Source organism: Adlercreutzia sp. ZJ138, from assembly GCF_011038935.1.
Classification (GTDB): Bacteria; Actinomycetota; Coriobacteriia; order Coriobacteriales; family Eggerthellaceae; genus ZJ141.
This window is the reverse complement of the sequence record NZ_JAAKEA010000019.1, coordinates 39,080-54,204: the sequence shown is the minus strand read 5'-3', so window position 1 is coordinate 54,204 and position 15,125 is coordinate 39,080. Positions and strand designations below refer to the sequence as shown.

The following is a 15,125-nucleotide window of genomic DNA, read 5'->3' as shown; positions in this document are numbered from 1 at the left end:
TGACCGTTATCGGGGAATGCCCACTGGTCACGTAGAGGTCAATTGCAGCTTGCTTTTCCTCTTGGGTGTGATGGTGATACATGGCCATCTCCTTGTCTCAGATGTCCAAGTTTTTGTCCACACCCCCCTTGAAGAGATGTATCCTGGAAGACATTTCACGCCAGACGGTCATATGGTGGGCAGTTTAGGTGAAGCAATTACTTCGGAGTGGTATGGGCTAAGGCTATTTAAGGCTGCTTATCCTATACATGACGGTGTTGCTCCTGATGGGCGTCTTGTTCAAGTGAAAGCTACTCAAGGCAACAAGATTGGCATTAACGAGAAGCCTGATTACCTTATCGTCCTCAAAATGCACAGGGATGGTACCTTTGAGGAAATATACAATGGCCCCGGTGAGCCTGCTTGGGATGCAGCCGGAGAAGCCTTGAAAACCGGGCAAAGACCACTATCACTCACCAAGCTTCGAGGGCTGAACTCAGAGGTATTGCCGGAACAGCGCATTCCGACGCTGGACTGAAGTGTCATCCGATATTTGTCACAGATCATCTAATGGTACAGCATGTGACTCTTTATCACAGTCCCCCTTACCCGCATAGGTACAGCGTGGAGACCTGTTTCTCGCCAACTTGCTTCACATCCACGTCGAATACGCGGTGGTAAACGATACCCTTGAAACAGTGGATCGCATAGCCTAGTTCGAGATTACTACTACAGGCTTGTATCACGAGCGTTGAAAGACGAGACACAAGCCTGTTTGTACATAGTTCACTAAATCCTAAAACGATGACAAGGGCAAGGGAGATATAGCTTCTACGATTGTCAGATCTCGCCTTTCGCTAGAGCTTTTCCGGTGAGATATCCATAGGTAAAGCAGAAATACCCCATATTTGCTCCGGTGTAGAGGAATGTGTAGCGTGATTGATAAACATCACCCATCATGCTGCCTACTTCATATAATCCTTCAATCACTTCATCGTTCTTGTCTAAAACGCGTGCATTGACGTCACAGCGAGGACCCATGAATTCCCGCTTTTCCATGACGTGATTTGATTCCTGCCACATGATCTTGTGGTAATTCCTCCGATATGGGGCACTGTGCCCCATATTTTGTGCAAGAAACAACGTCATAGGATATAATTATGACATTGTTTAGGCAGTGCAGGAGACAGAAAATGGCTCAGATAAGGCAGACCGACAAGGCTACAGGCATCGTTTACGTGTATGAAGCCGAAGCAAAATGGGATCCTGTAAAGAAGCAGTCGCGCTATGGGAAGCGCAAACTGGTGGGACATGTCGACCCGCAGACCGGTGAGGTTGTGCCAAACAGGCCAACACGGGCGTCAGTTTCGTCCCCTGTATCGCGGCGCGAGTTTTTTGGTACGTGCGCGCTGCTTGATGCTGTGGCCGAGGAGTCGGGAGTTCTGCCTGCCTTAAGGTGTGCGTTGCCTCACACTTGGGATCAGGTTTTGTCGCTTGCATACTACATGATCTGCGAGGGCTCATCTCCGCTGTCGCGTTTTCCTAGATTTGCGGCAACACACACAACACCCCACGGTAAGCCCATCGTCTCGCAACGATCCTCAGAACTTTTGGCCTCAATCGGTGAGGCTGAACGTGACGCATTTAGCGAATCGCTTGCACGTCGGCATGGAGAGGGCGATAGGCTCTTCTACGACACGACATCGATCTCGTCATATTCCGAAGTGCTGTCCCAGGTCAGATGGGGACGCAACAAAGATTGCGTCCCGTTGCCCCAAATCAATCTTGCTATGCTTGTTGGACGCGAAAGCGGTGTGCCTCTTTACTACCGTAAAGTTGCAGGAAATATCGCTGATGTCACAACCGTAAAGACACTGGTGCGTGACATGGAGCCTGCTTTCACAGGCAAGGTGCGGCTTGTTATGGATCGCGGCTTTTGGTCGGCTGCCAACATCAACGCCATGATGTACGAGCACTTCAAATTCCTCATCGGTGTGCCAACATCGCTAAAACTATTCAAAGATGCCGTTGATACACACATTACAAAGCTTCGCAGCTGGGAGAACTTCGATGACGCCACAGGCTTATACGGTATGCGGCTGACTTGTCAGTGGGACTACGAAAAGACTCGCCCTCGCAAAGGGGACGTGATTAAAGAGAAGCGCCGCAGCTACGTGTATTTGTTCTTCGATGCATCACGTGCTGCCGAAGCAGAGCGCGACCTTGCCTCACTTTTGCGGGCATGCTCACGAGAGCTTAAAACAGGCAATCGCATTGAGGCTCACGAGCGCTACTACGACGAGTACTTTGACATCGTGCGTGGCAGGCCAGTAGGCAAAGACGACAGAATCGCGGCTGCGACAGCTCGTGTGGGCTACTTCGCATTGTTTTCTAACGAAGTTATGGAGCCCTTTGAAGCATTGGCAATCTATCACGATAAGGATGCCATCGAAAAGCGCTTTGGTGATGTCAAGGGGCTGCTTAACTTCCGCACACCACACGTCTCAACTGAAGAGACTCTAGCTGGCAAGCTATTTGTTGTGTTTGTGGCTTTGGTGATAGCTTCCTGGCTGCGAAAGCGCATGAAGCAGACCGGACTCGACGAGGAGTACACGCTTGAGGGTATGCTTGACGAAGTGGAGACAATCGAGCGCTACACACAGGAGGGACACCGTCCACGCATCTGCGAGATCACCGGTAAGCAGAGGGCAATCTTTGAGCGACTAGGCTACGACCTGCCCACCACGTCATAACTTGTCGGGAATTCAGGAGGACCACCAAACATTGACATCAAAGCCGGTGTGTATTTCATGACGTAATAAGGACCTTCTTCCTCAATAGGAATCAAGCGACCAGGACGTTTACCGAATTCATCATCGTAGCCTTGTGCGCATTTTTCATTGTAGGTTGTAATGGTTTTCGTGAGTTCCTCGAGAGGCAACTCAAAGTGTTCAGCTAACTCTTCAATAGTATCAAAGCGATTGCATTCTAGTGGGGTTTCGCCTACTCCCTCGGAACCTGCGTATTGATCCCACTTCGCAATCATTTCTTCGCCAGTGTACTGGTTTACCGAGAGGTCTTGATAGTATTGACCGAATAGACACCAAGGCTCAAGCGCAGTAGCGAAGTTTTTGGTCCATATGGTAAAAGCAGTCATGTCGGGTTGCTTTGTAAGCGGCGAAACGGCCATGCAGCACGATATGTCTTCGTTCATGAAACGTATCCCTGCTTTGTTGACAGCAAGCCCAGGCATCGTGTTTTGATAAGTGGGACCTGTTGATACGAAATCAAAAGTATTAGGATCCACAGCGTAGAAAAGTGGCGTATACAAAGCAGCAGCCCATGGCCAGTTCTTTTGAGGGGCTGCTCCAACCCAGAAAGCCATGCAGGTACCTTCACCACTGTTCGGCGACTGAGGAATACCATATTGAGTTACCTCGTAAGCTTCAGGCGCAAATTTCTGAAGCATCTCGGGGTTCTGTGTGATGCAGCCGGTAGCCAATATAATGCCTTTTGAAGCAACATATTTAACGTACTTTCCGTCAACTTTAGCAATGGCTGCTGTCACTCGCCCTGTATTATTGTTTTCGCGTACGAGCTGCTCAACGGTGGTATCGTAATGAATCTGGCCGCCCTTTTCCTTGATTGCATCCTCCATTACACCGAGAGCTGCCCCGACGCCTACACCAGCCATAGGAATACCGTTACCTATGAAACCGTGGGTACCAATAGGCCCCTTATATACATTGTCGGGCTCATTCGGGGCTACCTCAATGACCGTTTGGAAACCTGCTGCTTCGGTATAGCTTGAAAGCCAGTCCATCATCTCGCCACTTGCTAATGCTGCACGCATCCATTTTGCTGTATCGCCAGCGTTACTCATAAGTTTTAGCTCTTCGCGGATATCGTGCGAAATGGTCTCAACATCACATTCGTATCCAATTTCCTTACACTGCTTACTATTGACAGCATGAATAGATCCGCCAAGCGCATTAAATGAGCTTGCTTTAGATACTATAATGACATCTTTTTCACCGGCATCAAGGGCAGAAAGGGCTGAAGCAAAACCACTAGGACCAGCACCAATAACGAGAATGGAGGTTTCGCGAACTTCAGAGATATCCTCATCGGCTATGGGCGGTGGTGCAACTTCAAAAGACCATGTACTTGTTTTACTTGTTTCCGAAAGAGTCTCCGTAGAATCTGATGTCTGTATATTGCTCTGCGACCCACAACCAGTGACCATTCCGGATGCAGCAGCACCAAGCGCTACTACTGATGCTCCCGTAAGAAAACTTCTGCGTGAAACAGTTGTACCCTTCATAATTATCCTTCCTTCTACTATTGCGATGTTCTATGTGCATCGCTTAAGGCGCATTATAGGAAGAACGCTTTTCTATGATGATCACAGGTGTTAAACCAAAAGGTGTAAGTGATTCAACAAATTGTGCTTCAGCTTAGTGAATAACCATTATTATGAATTACTGGGAAGTGTGTCCTATAGAAAGATCGAAAACGTATCTCGGTCTTGAAATTGTTTTGCACTCTCAATAATGAAAGCCGCTGCTTGTTTTTCCGCTTCAGTGAGCACATACCCTTTACGATAAGAAAGACCGTATTCCCAAAGAGCAAAATTATTGCTTAAAGGGATGCAGACAGCTTCGTCTATTCTTTCTAGAAATTTACCAAGGGGCGCTACTGTAATGCCAATACTATTCTTACGTACAGATGAAGCGAAAATGCCCACCATTTCATTAAGATAACGAATGGCTGATGGTCGAACGTGATGGGAAAAAAGAGTGGTAACTATTTCTTCTGATGCTTTTGAATCACGGAGTAAAAAGAGATCTCTGTCGCGCAGATCATGTGGAGTGATGACTGCTTTACCCGCTAATTCATCGCGTGCGTTTATCCAAGCGTAGGGTATAGCCCGCCCTAAACGAAGAGTTTGTTGCTTTTTGTCAAATGGAGCAACCGTCAAAGCAAGATTGTATACACTTTCATTTAAAACTCGATCAACGATATTGTCAGGGTATTCATCAACTTTAAGACGCAATGACGAAGTCTGTTCTAGTGTCTCAAAAAAGAAAAAATCAAAAAACCACATTACACCAAAAGAAGCAGCAAGTGGAATAACTTGTCTTGAAGAATAACTAGTCTCTTCCAGTTGGGAGCTGAGTAACAACATGTCATTACGCCATTTCTCAGCATACTCATGCAGCACATTCGCTTGCTGGGTGCAGATTAGGTTTCCTTGCGAGTCTGTCTCGAATAGCGTGTAACCAATTTCGGCTTCAATTTTAGCAATAGCCTTGCGCAATCCTTGATAAGACATTGGAATCGCTTTTGCGGCATACGAGTAACTTTTGAGACGATAGACTGCTTCGAAATAATCAAGATTTGCGAGGGTAAGGGGAAATCCGCTCATGTTGACCTGTCTCTCGCTGCATAACAAAATGTATGACACCCGTTTTAGAAAACGATCTCATAAGTCATCTTCTGCCTCGACTCATCAAGAATCTGCCCTGCGAATGAGAAGTTCATTGCTGCCTTATTCTTCTTTAATGCTGCATCGATCTTCGCAGCTGCGCTTTCTGTGACAAAAGAACTCGCAGAACATTCAACTGTGATGCAATAGGAAGATGTGACGTTGAGTTTGCTTCCCGTAAGTCGCGACTCAATGAGCGAAAGGATCTCTTTGTTCTGGGAATACCAATGAAGCTCAGGTTGCTGGGGAACTGCATTACCCTCGAACTTCTGCTGAAAGAGCATTGTGCGCTTTCGGGTATGTGAATTCTCCTGATCGAAAGCAGCTTCTGCCGAGCCATCAACGCGTCCGGCATCAGTTAAGATACGAACGTTGCCCTTCGCCTTCTTATTACGTATGATGACTAACTTTGACTCTTCAACGCTCTCAAGTCGACACTCGCGAGCACCAAGTTTATGGGCAATTTGTTTGAGCTCCGACATCATCTCTTCACGCACGGTATCAAGGTAGCGATCAAGACGCAAGTAGCGATTATCATTCCCGAATCCATTGCAATAGTAGACAGCACCATACGAGGGAAGCGGACAGAATGATATACCGCTATTCTCTACCGCCACACCAAAAAGATGGAGTACTTCCATACCAGCATCTGTCGTTAACCAGCCAATCGTGCCTTCAAAGATGTCAACGCCCTTTTTCTCATCTTCATCCTCGATAACGATAAGTCGCGGGAGATCGAATTCAGGGTCAAAGAATTCCTCGGGGGAAAGTGGATTGTAGTACTTTTTACGGAGCTCGAAACTAGTCTCTTGTGCCTTGTCGGCAACGTGAAAAGCACCTTCTTTTGCTACTACAACCGCCTTTCCGCCTTGCTCCTTCGCCTTCTCAATCGCGTTGCCAGCAGCGCTTCCAAGTCTATTTCGGACCTTCCCAAAAGCCATTTTCACTTGCCCCTTTCAGAACCTTTTCCCCACAAAATAACTGACCACAAGATGACTGAATTACAAACTATCAACTCAATCGCCAGAATCATAGTAAGCACAATTGTACCCCCTCTATCCCCGCTCATAGCCTAACCGATAACCGCAAGTTCATACTATTCGCGGGCTATAGGAGCACACTACCAACCCAGCATTGCTGAGATTCCCTTAAGCCTTGTTGACGAATGCTGCGAAGGCATAGCCCAGACGAGCACACTACCCTTCGCAGCTACTTCTACAGGTTAGCCAGTCAAAACAAGCGATCATGATGTACGTGAGGGAATGTTCCTTCAACCATTGCGACAGCACACTATCCGTTGCTACCTGACGTGCAGCTTATTCGCGTAATTTGCAACTTGGTATCCCCTTAATGCATCTGGGTTCATCGTCATAAAAAGATTTCGGCTGATATGTAGTGTGTGACTCGTTGAAAGGATTACAAGGATCGGAGTTTGTTCATTCTTTCGAACATGGCACGCCCCACTTCACCGTCATTTAAGGTGTACTCGATTATTTCACCATCAACACTCCCGTTCCAACAACTAAGATCATGTGAGAAATCAGATAACTCACTCGCTGAGCTGAATGAATTGACAAAGCTCACAACTTCATCGATGAGTATAGTTTCCTCTGCATTGAAAGGCTGTGTGCTTAACTGAAGGGGAACAAGTATCTCTCCCCAACCGCATTCTCTAAAACCAATCATCCCGCGACTGACAAGTATGTATCGCACCTCGTCTTTTTGATGGGGAAATACTGATTAGATAAATACGTAGTTAACTATGTTATTATATGTGTAGATAACAGCAACGAAGGGAGCATAATGGCACCAATGGAGCTTTTGGAAAGGGCCGCTAAGGTGAGTAACCAGGTATCACGTGGCTCACGGATTAGCGTCACCGAGTTGTCCCGAGGCACCGACTGGCGCAAACGCCTCCCCGACACAGGCATTATTGAGGTGACTGATCGGGGTGATACCGCTGCATGGCTCGTCTCCGACAAGAACATGCAGGCACTCGTCGAATATTACATTTTCTTGGAGCAGGAACTCGAACGCTCGCAGATTGAAACGATTTTTAAGACGCGCGAAGATGCGAAACTAAAAACCGGGATCGAGCTGAAGCAAGCAGCTCACGCCGCTTTCGCCAAGCGCAAGCAAGAGCTTTCGGAGATCATAGATGGCGATTAGCGAAGATATCCTTCTAGCGGCAGTAGATGCCATTGCTTGTTTGGACGGGTTATCCATGGATGCCGACCACCTTGTGGAGGACGTCTACCTCCTTGCCTATGCCTTCCCAGAAGAAAGCGATTTCAAGGCCGCTGTAGCTAGCACCTGTAAAGCTGTAGCTTTCCTCGTGCGGGGGCAAGTAAGTTCAAGCTCGCTGAAATATGGGCTTAACCAGTGGTTCTCCTACCACTACCAGCACCGCGTAGCCCAAGGTGCAAAGGCCGACTGTCGTGTCATCTACCGTCCCTTAGAAAACGGGATTGAGGTAAAGGGGTTCGGACATCGCAGGATTCCCGAGGACTTCTACCGTAGGATGAGCGCGGGACGTATCCAGGGAAACACTCATTAAAACCATCCTACCGCGTGTCTTCAATAACAAGCGGTGCGATTCTCGCTTCGAACTTCATGAGCTTTTCGAGCTGCTTGTCGAGTTCTTGAAATATCTCATCCTCAGACATTTCCTCATCAACAATACAGTCAGCTGTACTGAACGGTACGTGGTAAGCCCAGTTTGCCCTGTTGGGATATGAGGAGGCGTGCTTGAACAGCGACTCAAATCTGCTCAAAAGCGCTGCATCTGCGCCTTTGTGACTCAGAGAAATCCAACTATTAAACCGCTCGCCTTCGTTGTTCACTACCTCGTAGAAGTAGTGGTTACGAGTACTCCAGGCGCTGTTTGGTTCGTTGGCGTTGGGAAGTGCCGCCGTCATGCCAGGTGTAGTGAAACGCGTATAGGTCTTATTACACTTGCTTCTGTCAAGGATGATCTGACCTGCGGAATCGCGCTGTTCGGCCCATGCACGGATGATGGCTGTAAGCGAAGATGCCTTATCGGGGCGATGTTCGTAGATCAGGTCGAGCGCCCTGCGGTGCTTGGAGTAGATTTCCTCACAAATCTGTTCAAGCCGTTCGTCGCCCACGACATCCCTCCTGATTGTCTCGATGTAATTGTCAATGAGAAGCTCCACGTCGGGGAGCAATCGGTTCTTTGTTTTTGCTACCTCTATGATATCGAGAACAACGCGGTAGCTCATAGCACACCAGTGTTGCGGGTCGCTCGGTGCAACCCCATTAGGCGATAGGTATATATAAGCATGGCGATACTGGGGGTATTGCGACTCGACAATTCTGCGATATCGGTTCAGTTGATCGTCGTGTTCACTTGTGCCAATTTTGTTTTCGATACACATAACATAACGCTCTTTAGCGGAAACGACCAAAATATCGATACTGCGCCACTCACGCCACACTGTAAAATCTTGGCAGTCTAAAAGAAGAGCATCAAATATGTCTACGCTATCGTAGCCAGCAGTGGCAATGTAGGTGAGAAACCCCCGTACAACCGCATCCCCAAGCCCATGGTTTTCATTGGGATTTAAAAGCCACCCGAGAACGTTGCTGTGTCGTATCTCGGTGCGAGCAATACCAAGAACGTCGAAGAGGTTGAAGTGATCAGCCCATTCATCAAGGGGATTGAGACAGTCAATATCGAGAAGAAACTCCTTTAAAGCACGGGTATCGTCGTTTTCAGAAACATCCTCAGAAACAGATAGTTCTTCATTCATTGCGCCCTCAGTCTGTAAAGCGTTGGTCAAGCTGCTTATCTACAATGCCGATGAAGTTCTTGCAGCTATTAAGCCATTGTATCAAAACGATAAAAATACCCCAGGGAACTCGTGCGGGTCGAATGGTAACAATAGATGCAACCCTTTGCCACTATTCACGCTTTGACACAATCAAATGAATTGCAGTTATGCTCGTTTTTTTAGCTTCACGCAGAAGTGGGCGTCGGTGACGCGTGCTGTATCCCCAAGGGTCATGCCTAATAACATGGTATTGCAGGTCTTGCTGCTGTGAGGTGCTACGTAACATTTGGTGTGATTCTACTGGGCTTAGGCGTCAAGGTCTGCGGAACTCTGAAGAAAGTCTCCAGTGCTTCTCGGGCCGTCATCTTCGGAATGAAGGATGATTTGAAGGCAGCCTTGTCGTAGCTGATAATGGCGTTAACTTGAAGCTCTTCAGCAGCAACTCGGATAAGGCCGTCCTCGTAGTCGGGTTCATCGGAATCGATGGACTCAAATACGAACAGTCCCGTAAGGTCAACAAGATCGAATGTTTCTGCTATATCGCGAATAGCGGATCGCGCATCAGGTTCACTCAGATAGTGCCGACAAAGGACGTAGTAAACATCATTAAGAGATGATGCTAAAGCATAAATACAGCCATTTGACGCGAGCGTAGACCTGAGTAGTTGCTGGACATCTTCGTGATACTGCGCAGAAGTGCAAACACTGTAGATAAGGGCGTTGGTATCAAAGAGCAAGGAATGCACGGTAGCGCTCCTCTCGCGTCTCAGCAATGAGATCTTCCGCTGTGGCTCCTTCGGGCCAAGACCGAGCGCAGCGCTCCCGTTCGATATTACGGCGCTCAAACGTTTCAAGCCGCTCTAGACGATCGTCGTCGGAGAGAACGGACGTGATAACCACCACTCCCTTCCTCGGTGAGGCAATGCGTAAGGGTGTCTCTGGTTCTATGCAGGCTTCTTGCCGCAATGCCTTGGGAAGCAGAACGGCCATACTGTTCCCAACTTTGGTGAGTGTTGCTGTAGCCATAGAGAACTCCTTTCGTTGAATGCATTATAACACGTTATAACGTCAATCCTTGGAGTCCTGAGGTAGGTGTGCGAAGAGGCGTGTTTGAATAGCGACTCGAAGTGGCTCATAAGTTCAGAATCTGCGCCTTTGTGACTCAGAGAAATCCAACTCTTGAAACCCTCACCTTCGTTGTTCACTACATCGTGACACCTTGTCACACCCAGAATGAAATGCAGTTACATGCGCTTTATCAGCTTCACGCAGAAGTGGGCGTCAGGTGAGCCCGGTGTGAGCTTTGGAGCGAACAGACCCTGTGGGGCAACATCGAACACTGAACCTTCGTCGCTTGCAAGGAAGCTCTTCACCACGTCGATGTTCTCCCGCTTAAGCACGGTGCAGGTGGCATACGCGAGCACCCCGCCGGGCTTCACATGCGAAGCAGCCGAGCGGAGCATGGCAAGCCCCACTTCAGCCATCTGCTCAGACGCTTCTGGTTTTAAGCGCCAACGAATCTCAGGATGACGACGAAGTGTTCCTACCCCCGTGCAGGGAGCATCAATAAACACCACGTCGAACACCGCTTCGCCCAAAGACTCGTCCAAACATGTCGCATCTGCAGTAAGTGCATCGGAAAGCTGCACACCACAGCGATCGGCGCGCTCGCGAACAAGCTCAGTCTTGTATTTCAAGTTATCAAGCGCCACGTACTGATCGATCTGACGGCCGTATTTCCGCTGTGCCGCACTCTGAATCAAGATGGTTTTCGTTCCCCTACCCGCACCAATCTCAAGAAAGCTTTTCGGAAGCTCGTCGGGCAACACCATGTTCGCCACTGTTTGAGACGACGCATCAGAAACGATCAGCTTACCCTGCCCGAGTATGCGATCAATGCGCCCATCAACCAGCACTCGCCCGCTCTTAATCCGGTAGCATCCAGGAATAGCCTCATCACCGAACACGACTGGTTGCGGCTCACCTTTTGCCGCAGTCAGCTCGGACACAACCTCGTCATCTTCAGTACGTGCTGCATTTACCGCAACGAAAACCGGTGCGGGTTCGTTCGACGCTGCCATGAAGTCGCGTGCGGCTTGCGGCTCAAGATCGCGAACGAGTGCTTCGGCAAGCCACAGCGGGAAAGCATGTAAGCGCGCGAACACGCTCAAGTCAGTGCGCGGATCGCCGTAAGGGAACGACCGCTTTTCAGCCACTACCTTACGTAGCACCGCATTAGCAAGCCCAGTCGCCTTTGGTTCAAAGGAGCGAACAAGCTCAACCCCCTGATCAACAGCCGTATAAGGTTCCTTCTCGAGGAAGATTATCTCGTAGGTGCTAATGCGCAAAGCATCGCGAACATCGGGCTGAATGTCCGTCGGATTGTTAAGCGCACGGTTGAGAACCTCATCGACAGTACCAACAGAACCTACCACGCCCAGCACAAGCTTCGTAGCAAACGCACGGTCTTCAATACTCATGGACGACCGGTCAATGTGCTTGGCTATTACATCCTGCGCGAATGCATCGCGTTCACGGACGATACGAAGCACCTGCAATGCTGCCTTTCGGCCTGGCGTCGCCTTACTAGCACTTGTGCCCGTCGCGCGCGTTGGGGGGTTGTTGTCTCGGTTGCCATGACGATCGTTGTGGACGCCGCGGCGTCCACGTTCACTGCGTTCACCGCGCTCATCGCGACGCCCGCGATCGTTATGACCCGATCGGTACTGCCCACGATCCTCGCGAGCCCCACGATCCCTGTTTTTGCCGTCAAAGCGCCTATTCCCCTGCACGTTCTCAGTCACGCAATGCCTCCCATGCGATTCGTCCCGATTTAATATCCTGCACGCCAGCTGCAAAGGCTCGCGCTTCCATAGTTTTCTTTCCGTCGGGTTTCAGCTCAGTGACCTCGATCGCCCCATCCGAGCAGCCCAGATATAGCCGCTTGGTCACAAACGCCACTTGTCCCAGCGACACGTCGGGTGTCTCATGTACCCGCCGCGCAATAAGCACGCGAACGCTCTTCCCGGCAATCAAGCACTTCGAAGGATGGGCGTCACTTGACGCACGCACCTTCCGCAGCGCAACCTCCGCCGAATCAGTAGGCGCGAGGTTCAGCTCGCCTGGCTCCACCTTATTCGCATATTCAAGGCCGCTATCGCCTTGGTCCTTCCAAATAACCTTATCCTGTTCAAGCAGATCCAGGGCCTCAAGCAGTGCCTGTGCGCCGAATTCCGCCATCTCACGCGTCAATTCGCAAGCTGTTTTCTCCCCCACCGGTGTTGCGCGGTGCACACAATACGGACCGGTGTCGAGCCCTTCCTCCATACGCATAATACACACGCCCGCTTGTTCGTCACCAGCGAGGATAGCCCTCTCAATTGGAGCGGCACCGCGCCAACGCGGAAGCAATGACGCATGCACGTTCACACACCCGAAGCGCGGCAGTTCAAGAATACGAGCGGGAAGAATGGCTCCGTACGCGGCAACGCACACGATATCGGGCTGAAGTTCGGCAAGTTCACGAACAGCTTCATCGCTGCGAAGCGAATTCGGCGTGAAAACCGGGATCCGCAGCTCCTGTGCCACTTTCTTCACCGGCGACGCAATAAGCGCACGGCCCCGCCCGCGCACGGCGTCGGGGCGCGTGTATACACCCACTACGTCGTGGTGAGCGGCCAGCGATTCAAGAATACACGCTGAGAACTCAGGTGTTCCCATAAACACAACGCGCATGCTAGCGTACCTTCGAAACGGAGGTTTCGCCGGGCACTGCACCCGCCGCTTTCGCCTGCTCATACTCTTTCAGCACCTGCAAGCGCACCAACGGATCGCAGCTTTCAAACAGCGTGCGCCCCTCAAGATGATCAATCTCGTGCTGAAGGCAGCGCCCCAAAAGCCCGTCGCCTTCGATCTCCCACAGCTCGCCGTCCAGATCGTAATAGCGAACGCGTGCCCACGGCTTGCGCGCGACGGGTACCGACACGCCAGGACATGACAGGCAACCTTCTTCATCGGTAACCGGCTCACCCTGAAGCTCTTCAATGGTGGGGTTCACTAACACAATGGGATTACGCTCAGTTTCTTGGTCGCAGTCAATGACGATCAGTCGCTTCAGTACGCCCACCTGAGGCGCAGCGATGCCGCAACCGTCGTTGGCATACATTGCGTACTCCATCTGCTTCGCAAGGCGTTTCAGACTCTTATCCGACAGATCACAGGGTTCGCAAACTTGGTTTAGCAGTGGATCGGGTGATTGAACAATGGAAAGCATAACCGCGCGCCTTTCATGCCACAGGAACGTTTTTCTCGAGGTGCGAGTATACCACCTCACACACATGCTTTACGCCCTTTCCTTTTACCCTCCTTCGCCTGTTCATTTCCCTGTTCATTTCCAAAGCGTTTCGAATGCGACGGGTGCGCGCGAGGTAGGCGTGCTAGAATCACGATCGATCAAGAAGCCGCAGTCCGGGAAAGTCCCGAGGAAGCTCAAACTGTTCATGCAAACGTACATCGCACACTACTCTTCCCCCAAGGCGTCGGACAACCGCGCGAAGGGCCTATTCGAATTTGAGAGCAATTCGCGGGCGGGATCAAAGGGTAACATGCGCGATGCCCGGCTTAAAATGCTCGAGCTTTACGGAAAGAAAGCGGTGTCCTACACCATCGATCGCGTGAGCCGCAAGACCACGGTGTCGAACTCGTGCAATGAACAGCTTGAACTCGATTTCCGCGCACCGGCGCCAACGCGCAAGCGCGCGCAGAGGAAGGAGTACTGGTAATGGAAAACGAACATGAAGCATATTTGGAAACGCTGCTGGAAACCCCGTCGGTAACAGGATCAGAAGTTCCTATTGCCAACATCATACGTCAATATGTCGGTCTTGCTGCTGATGAGGTTCGAACGGACACCATGGGGTCAGTTCACGCCCTGTTGCAAGGACGCGGCGCGGGACCGTCTGTGATGATGGCCGCACACATGGACGAGATTGGCCTTATGGTCACCTACATTTCAGATGAGGGCTTTCTGTCCGTTGCCGCCGTGGGAGGGGTTGACGCTGCCATTCTGCCGGGCCTTCGCATTGACGTACACACCAAGGATGGCGATTTGCGCGGCGTAGTTGGACGAAAGCCAATACACCTCATTAAGCCCGATGAACGTAAAAACGTTACTCCCATCGACCAGCTGGTTATCGACTTGGGTCTGCCCGCTGATAAGGTGAAGGCGTCGGTTCGCATTGGTGACACGGCGACGTTTGGCGTGGGCTACGAACGTATCGGCGAGAACATGGCTGTCTCGCGCGCCTTCGATGACAAGTGCGGCGTGTGGATTCTCTCTCGCGTACTTGAAGAGCTGGCCAGTGGCGACGAGCGTCAGCCGGGCGACTTCGTTATGGCGGCAACTGTGCAGGAGGAAATTGGCACCCGTGGAGCTATGACCTCGGCTTATGGGGTTGCCCCCGACGTTGCAGTTGCCTTTGATGTTACACATGCAACCGATTATCCGGGTATCGAGCAGTCAAAGTACGGCAAGGTCGTCTGCGGCTCGGGTCCGGTGATTGCCCGTGGTCCGAATATCAACCCCGTCGTGTTTGATCGCTTGGTGGCTGCTGCCGAAGCAGAAGGCATTAGCTATCAGCTTGAGGCTGAGCCAAGCGTTACGGGTACCGACGCACGTGCTATTCAGGTAACGCGCTCAGGCATTCCCACGGGGCTTGTGTCGGTACCGCTGCGCTACATGCACACCCCCACCGAGGTGGTTTGCCTTGACGACGTTGAGAACACCGTACGTTTGCTGGTGCGCTTCGTTCGCGACCTTGACAGCAATACGTGCTTCGTTCCCGGCATGAACAGCGATCGGTAAC

At 50.6% G+C, this 15,125-nt stretch carries 16 protein-coding genes; 6 read left to right on the top strand and 10 right to left on the bottom strand.

Going from position 1 to position 15,125, the window contains the following annotated elements:
- Window positions 1–517, top strand: a 517-nt coding sequence (locus G7Y43_RS08455) for a hypothetical protein (protein WP_206215108.1), incomplete at its 5' end; no start/stop codon positions are given.
- 302 nt (window positions 518–819) lie between these two features.
- Here G7Y43_RS08455 and G7Y43_RS08450 read toward each other — a convergent pair.
- Window positions 820–1,038, bottom strand: coding sequence for a hypothetical protein (locus G7Y43_RS08450; RefSeq protein ID WP_165045968.1), 219 nt, complete (start codon window positions 1,036–1,038; stop codon window positions 820–822).
- Window positions 1,039–1,172: 134 nt separating this feature from the next.
- On the opposite strand from G7Y43_RS08450, the gene G7Y43_RS08445 reads away from it, so the two are divergent.
- Window positions 1,173–2,732 (top strand): IS1634 family transposase, encoded by a 1,560-nt coding sequence (locus G7Y43_RS08445; RefSeq protein ID WP_165045967.1) that lies wholly within the window; start codon window positions 1,173–1,175, stop codon window positions 2,730–2,732.
- Here the strand turns inward: G7Y43_RS08445 and G7Y43_RS08440 are convergent.
- The 3 genes from G7Y43_RS08440 to G7Y43_RS08430 form a co-directional block, all read right to left on the bottom strand.
- On the bottom strand, window positions 2,708–4,303 hold the full coding sequence (locus G7Y43_RS08440) for an FAD-binding protein (protein ID WP_165045966.1): 1,596 nt from the start codon (window positions 4,301–4,303) through the stop codon (window positions 2,708–2,710). The genes G7Y43_RS08445 and G7Y43_RS08440 overlap by 25 nt on opposite strands.
- A 174-nt stretch (window positions 4,304–4,477) precedes the next feature.
- Window positions 4,478–5,407, bottom strand: a complete 930-nt coding sequence (locus G7Y43_RS08435; protein WP_165045965.1) for a LysR family transcriptional regulator — start codon at window positions 5,405–5,407, stop codon at window positions 4,478–4,480.
- A 44-nt stretch (window positions 5,408–5,451) separates the two neighbouring features.
- Complete coding sequence (locus G7Y43_RS08430; RefSeq protein WP_165045964.1) at window positions 5,452–6,408, bottom strand: hypothetical protein; 957 nt, start codon at window positions 6,406–6,408, stop codon at window positions 5,452–5,454.
- Window positions 6,409–7,270: 862 nt separating this feature from the next.
- Between G7Y43_RS08430 and G7Y43_RS08425 the strand changes: the two genes are divergently transcribed.
- Together G7Y43_RS08425 and G7Y43_RS08420 are read left to right on the top strand one after the other, a co-directional pair.
- Window positions 7,271–7,636, top strand: a complete 366-nt coding sequence (locus tag G7Y43_RS08425; protein WP_165045963.1) for a hypothetical protein — start codon at window positions 7,271–7,273, stop codon at window positions 7,634–7,636.
- Window positions 7,626–8,024: a hypothetical protein gene (locus G7Y43_RS08420; RefSeq protein WP_165045962.1), complete on the top strand. Its 399-nt coding sequence runs from the start codon at window positions 7,626–7,628 to the stop codon at window positions 8,022–8,024. The genes G7Y43_RS08425 and G7Y43_RS08420 overlap by 11 nt, the downstream gene beginning before the upstream one ends.
- A gap of 7 nt (window positions 8,025–8,031) precedes the next feature.
- Here G7Y43_RS08420 and G7Y43_RS08415 read toward each other — a convergent pair whose 3' ends face one another.
- The 6 genes from G7Y43_RS08415 to def all read right to left on the bottom strand — a co-directional run bounded on the left by G7Y43_RS08415 (window position 8,032) and on the right by def (window position 13,534).
- On the bottom strand, window positions 8,032–9,240 hold the full coding sequence (locus G7Y43_RS08415; protein ID WP_165045961.1) for a PD-(D/E)XK nuclease family protein: 1,209 nt from the start codon (window positions 9,238–9,240) through the stop codon (window positions 8,032–8,034).
- Between the two features lie 296 nt (window positions 9,241–9,536).
- Window positions 9,537–10,007, bottom strand: a complete 471-nt coding sequence (locus tag G7Y43_RS08410) for a PIN domain-containing protein (RefSeq protein WP_165045960.1) — start codon at window positions 10,005–10,007, stop codon at window positions 9,537–9,539.
- Window positions 9,988–10,287, bottom strand: a complete 300-nt coding sequence (locus tag G7Y43_RS08405; protein WP_165045959.1) for an AbrB/MazE/SpoVT family DNA-binding domain-containing protein — start codon at window positions 10,285–10,287, stop codon at window positions 9,988–9,990. Before G7Y43_RS08405 ends, G7Y43_RS08410 begins: the two co-directional genes overlap by 20 nt.
- A gap of 218 nt (window positions 10,288–10,505) precedes the next feature.
- The gene (locus G7Y43_RS08400) at window positions 10,506–12,065 is read right to left on the bottom strand and encodes an RsmB/NOP family class I SAM-dependent RNA methyltransferase (RefSeq protein WP_165045958.1); all 1,560 of its coding nucleotides are present in this window, start codon (window positions 12,063–12,065) and stop codon (window positions 10,506–10,508) included.
- Window positions 12,058–12,996: a methionyl-tRNA formyltransferase gene (fmt, locus tag G7Y43_RS08395; protein ID WP_165045957.1), complete on the bottom strand. Its 939-nt coding sequence runs from the start codon at window positions 12,994–12,996 to the stop codon at window positions 12,058–12,060. The genes G7Y43_RS08400 and fmt overlap by 8 nt, the downstream gene beginning before the upstream one ends.
- Window position 12,997: 1 nt before the next feature.
- Window positions 12,998–13,534, bottom strand: a complete 537-nt coding sequence (gene def / locus G7Y43_RS08390) for a peptide deformylase (protein WP_165045956.1) — start codon at window positions 13,532–13,534, stop codon at window positions 12,998–13,000.
- 226 nt (window positions 13,535–13,760) lie between these two features.
- Between def and G7Y43_RS08385 the strand changes: the two genes are divergently transcribed.
- Together G7Y43_RS08385 and G7Y43_RS08380 are read left to right on the top strand one after the other, a co-directional pair.
- Window positions 13,761–14,042: a hypothetical protein gene (locus tag G7Y43_RS08385; RefSeq protein WP_165045955.1), complete on the top strand. Its 282-nt coding sequence runs from the start codon at window positions 13,761–13,763 to the stop codon at window positions 14,040–14,042.
- Window positions 14,042–15,124: a M42 family metallopeptidase gene (locus tag G7Y43_RS08380; protein WP_165045954.1), complete on the top strand. Its 1,083-nt coding sequence runs from the start codon at window positions 14,042–14,044 to the stop codon at window positions 15,122–15,124. Before G7Y43_RS08385 ends, G7Y43_RS08380 begins: the two co-directional genes overlap by 1 nt.
- Window position 15,125 lies beyond the last annotated feature (1 nt).

Bases quoted from the DNA above. Each gene is read 5' to 3' on its own strand.
- fmt (WP_165045957.1), bottom strand. From the start codon at position 12,996: ATGCGCGTTGTGTTTATGGGAACACCTGAGTTCTCAGCGTGTATTCTT.
- def (WP_165045956.1), bottom strand. From the start codon at position 13,534: ATGCTTTCCATTGTTCAATCACCCGATCCACTGCTAAACCAAGTTTGC.
- G7Y43_RS08405 (WP_165045959.1), bottom strand. From the start codon at position 10,287: ATGGCTACAGCAACACTCACCAAAGTTGGGAACAGTATGGCCGTTCTG.
- G7Y43_RS08430 (WP_165045964.1), bottom strand. From the start codon at position 6,408: ATGGCTTTTGGGAAGGTCCGAAATAGACTTGGAAGCGCTGCTGGCAAC.
- G7Y43_RS08445 (WP_165045967.1), top strand. From the start codon at position 1,173: ATGGCTCAGATAAGGCAGACCGACAAGGCTACAGGCATCGTTTACGTG.
- G7Y43_RS08385 (WP_165045955.1), top strand. From the start codon at position 13,761: ATGCAAACGTACATCGCACACTACTCTTCCCCCAAGGCGTCGGACAAC.
- G7Y43_RS08440 (WP_165045966.1), bottom strand. From the start codon at position 4,303: ATGAAGGGTACAACTGTTTCACGCAGAAGTTTTCTTACGGGAGCATCA.
- G7Y43_RS08380 (WP_165045954.1), top strand. From the start codon at position 14,042: ATGGAAAACGAACATGAAGCATATTTGGAAACGCTGCTGGAAACCCCG.
- G7Y43_RS08425 (WP_165045963.1), top strand. From the start codon at position 7,271: ATGGCACCAATGGAGCTTTTGGAAAGGGCCGCTAAGGTGAGTAACCAG.
- G7Y43_RS08435 (WP_165045965.1), bottom strand. From the start codon at position 5,407: ATGAGCGGATTTCCCCTTACCCTCGCAAATCTTGATTATTTCGAAGCA.
- G7Y43_RS08415 (WP_165045961.1), bottom strand. From the start codon at position 9,240: ATGAATGAAGAACTATCTGTTTCTGAGGATGTTTCTGAAAACGACGAT.
- G7Y43_RS08420 (WP_165045962.1), top strand. From the start codon at position 7,626: ATGGCGATTAGCGAAGATATCCTTCTAGCGGCAGTAGATGCCATTGCT.
- G7Y43_RS08450 (WP_165045968.1), bottom strand. From the start codon at position 1,038: ATGGAAAAGCGGGAATTCATGGGTCCTCGCTGTGACGTCAATGCACGC.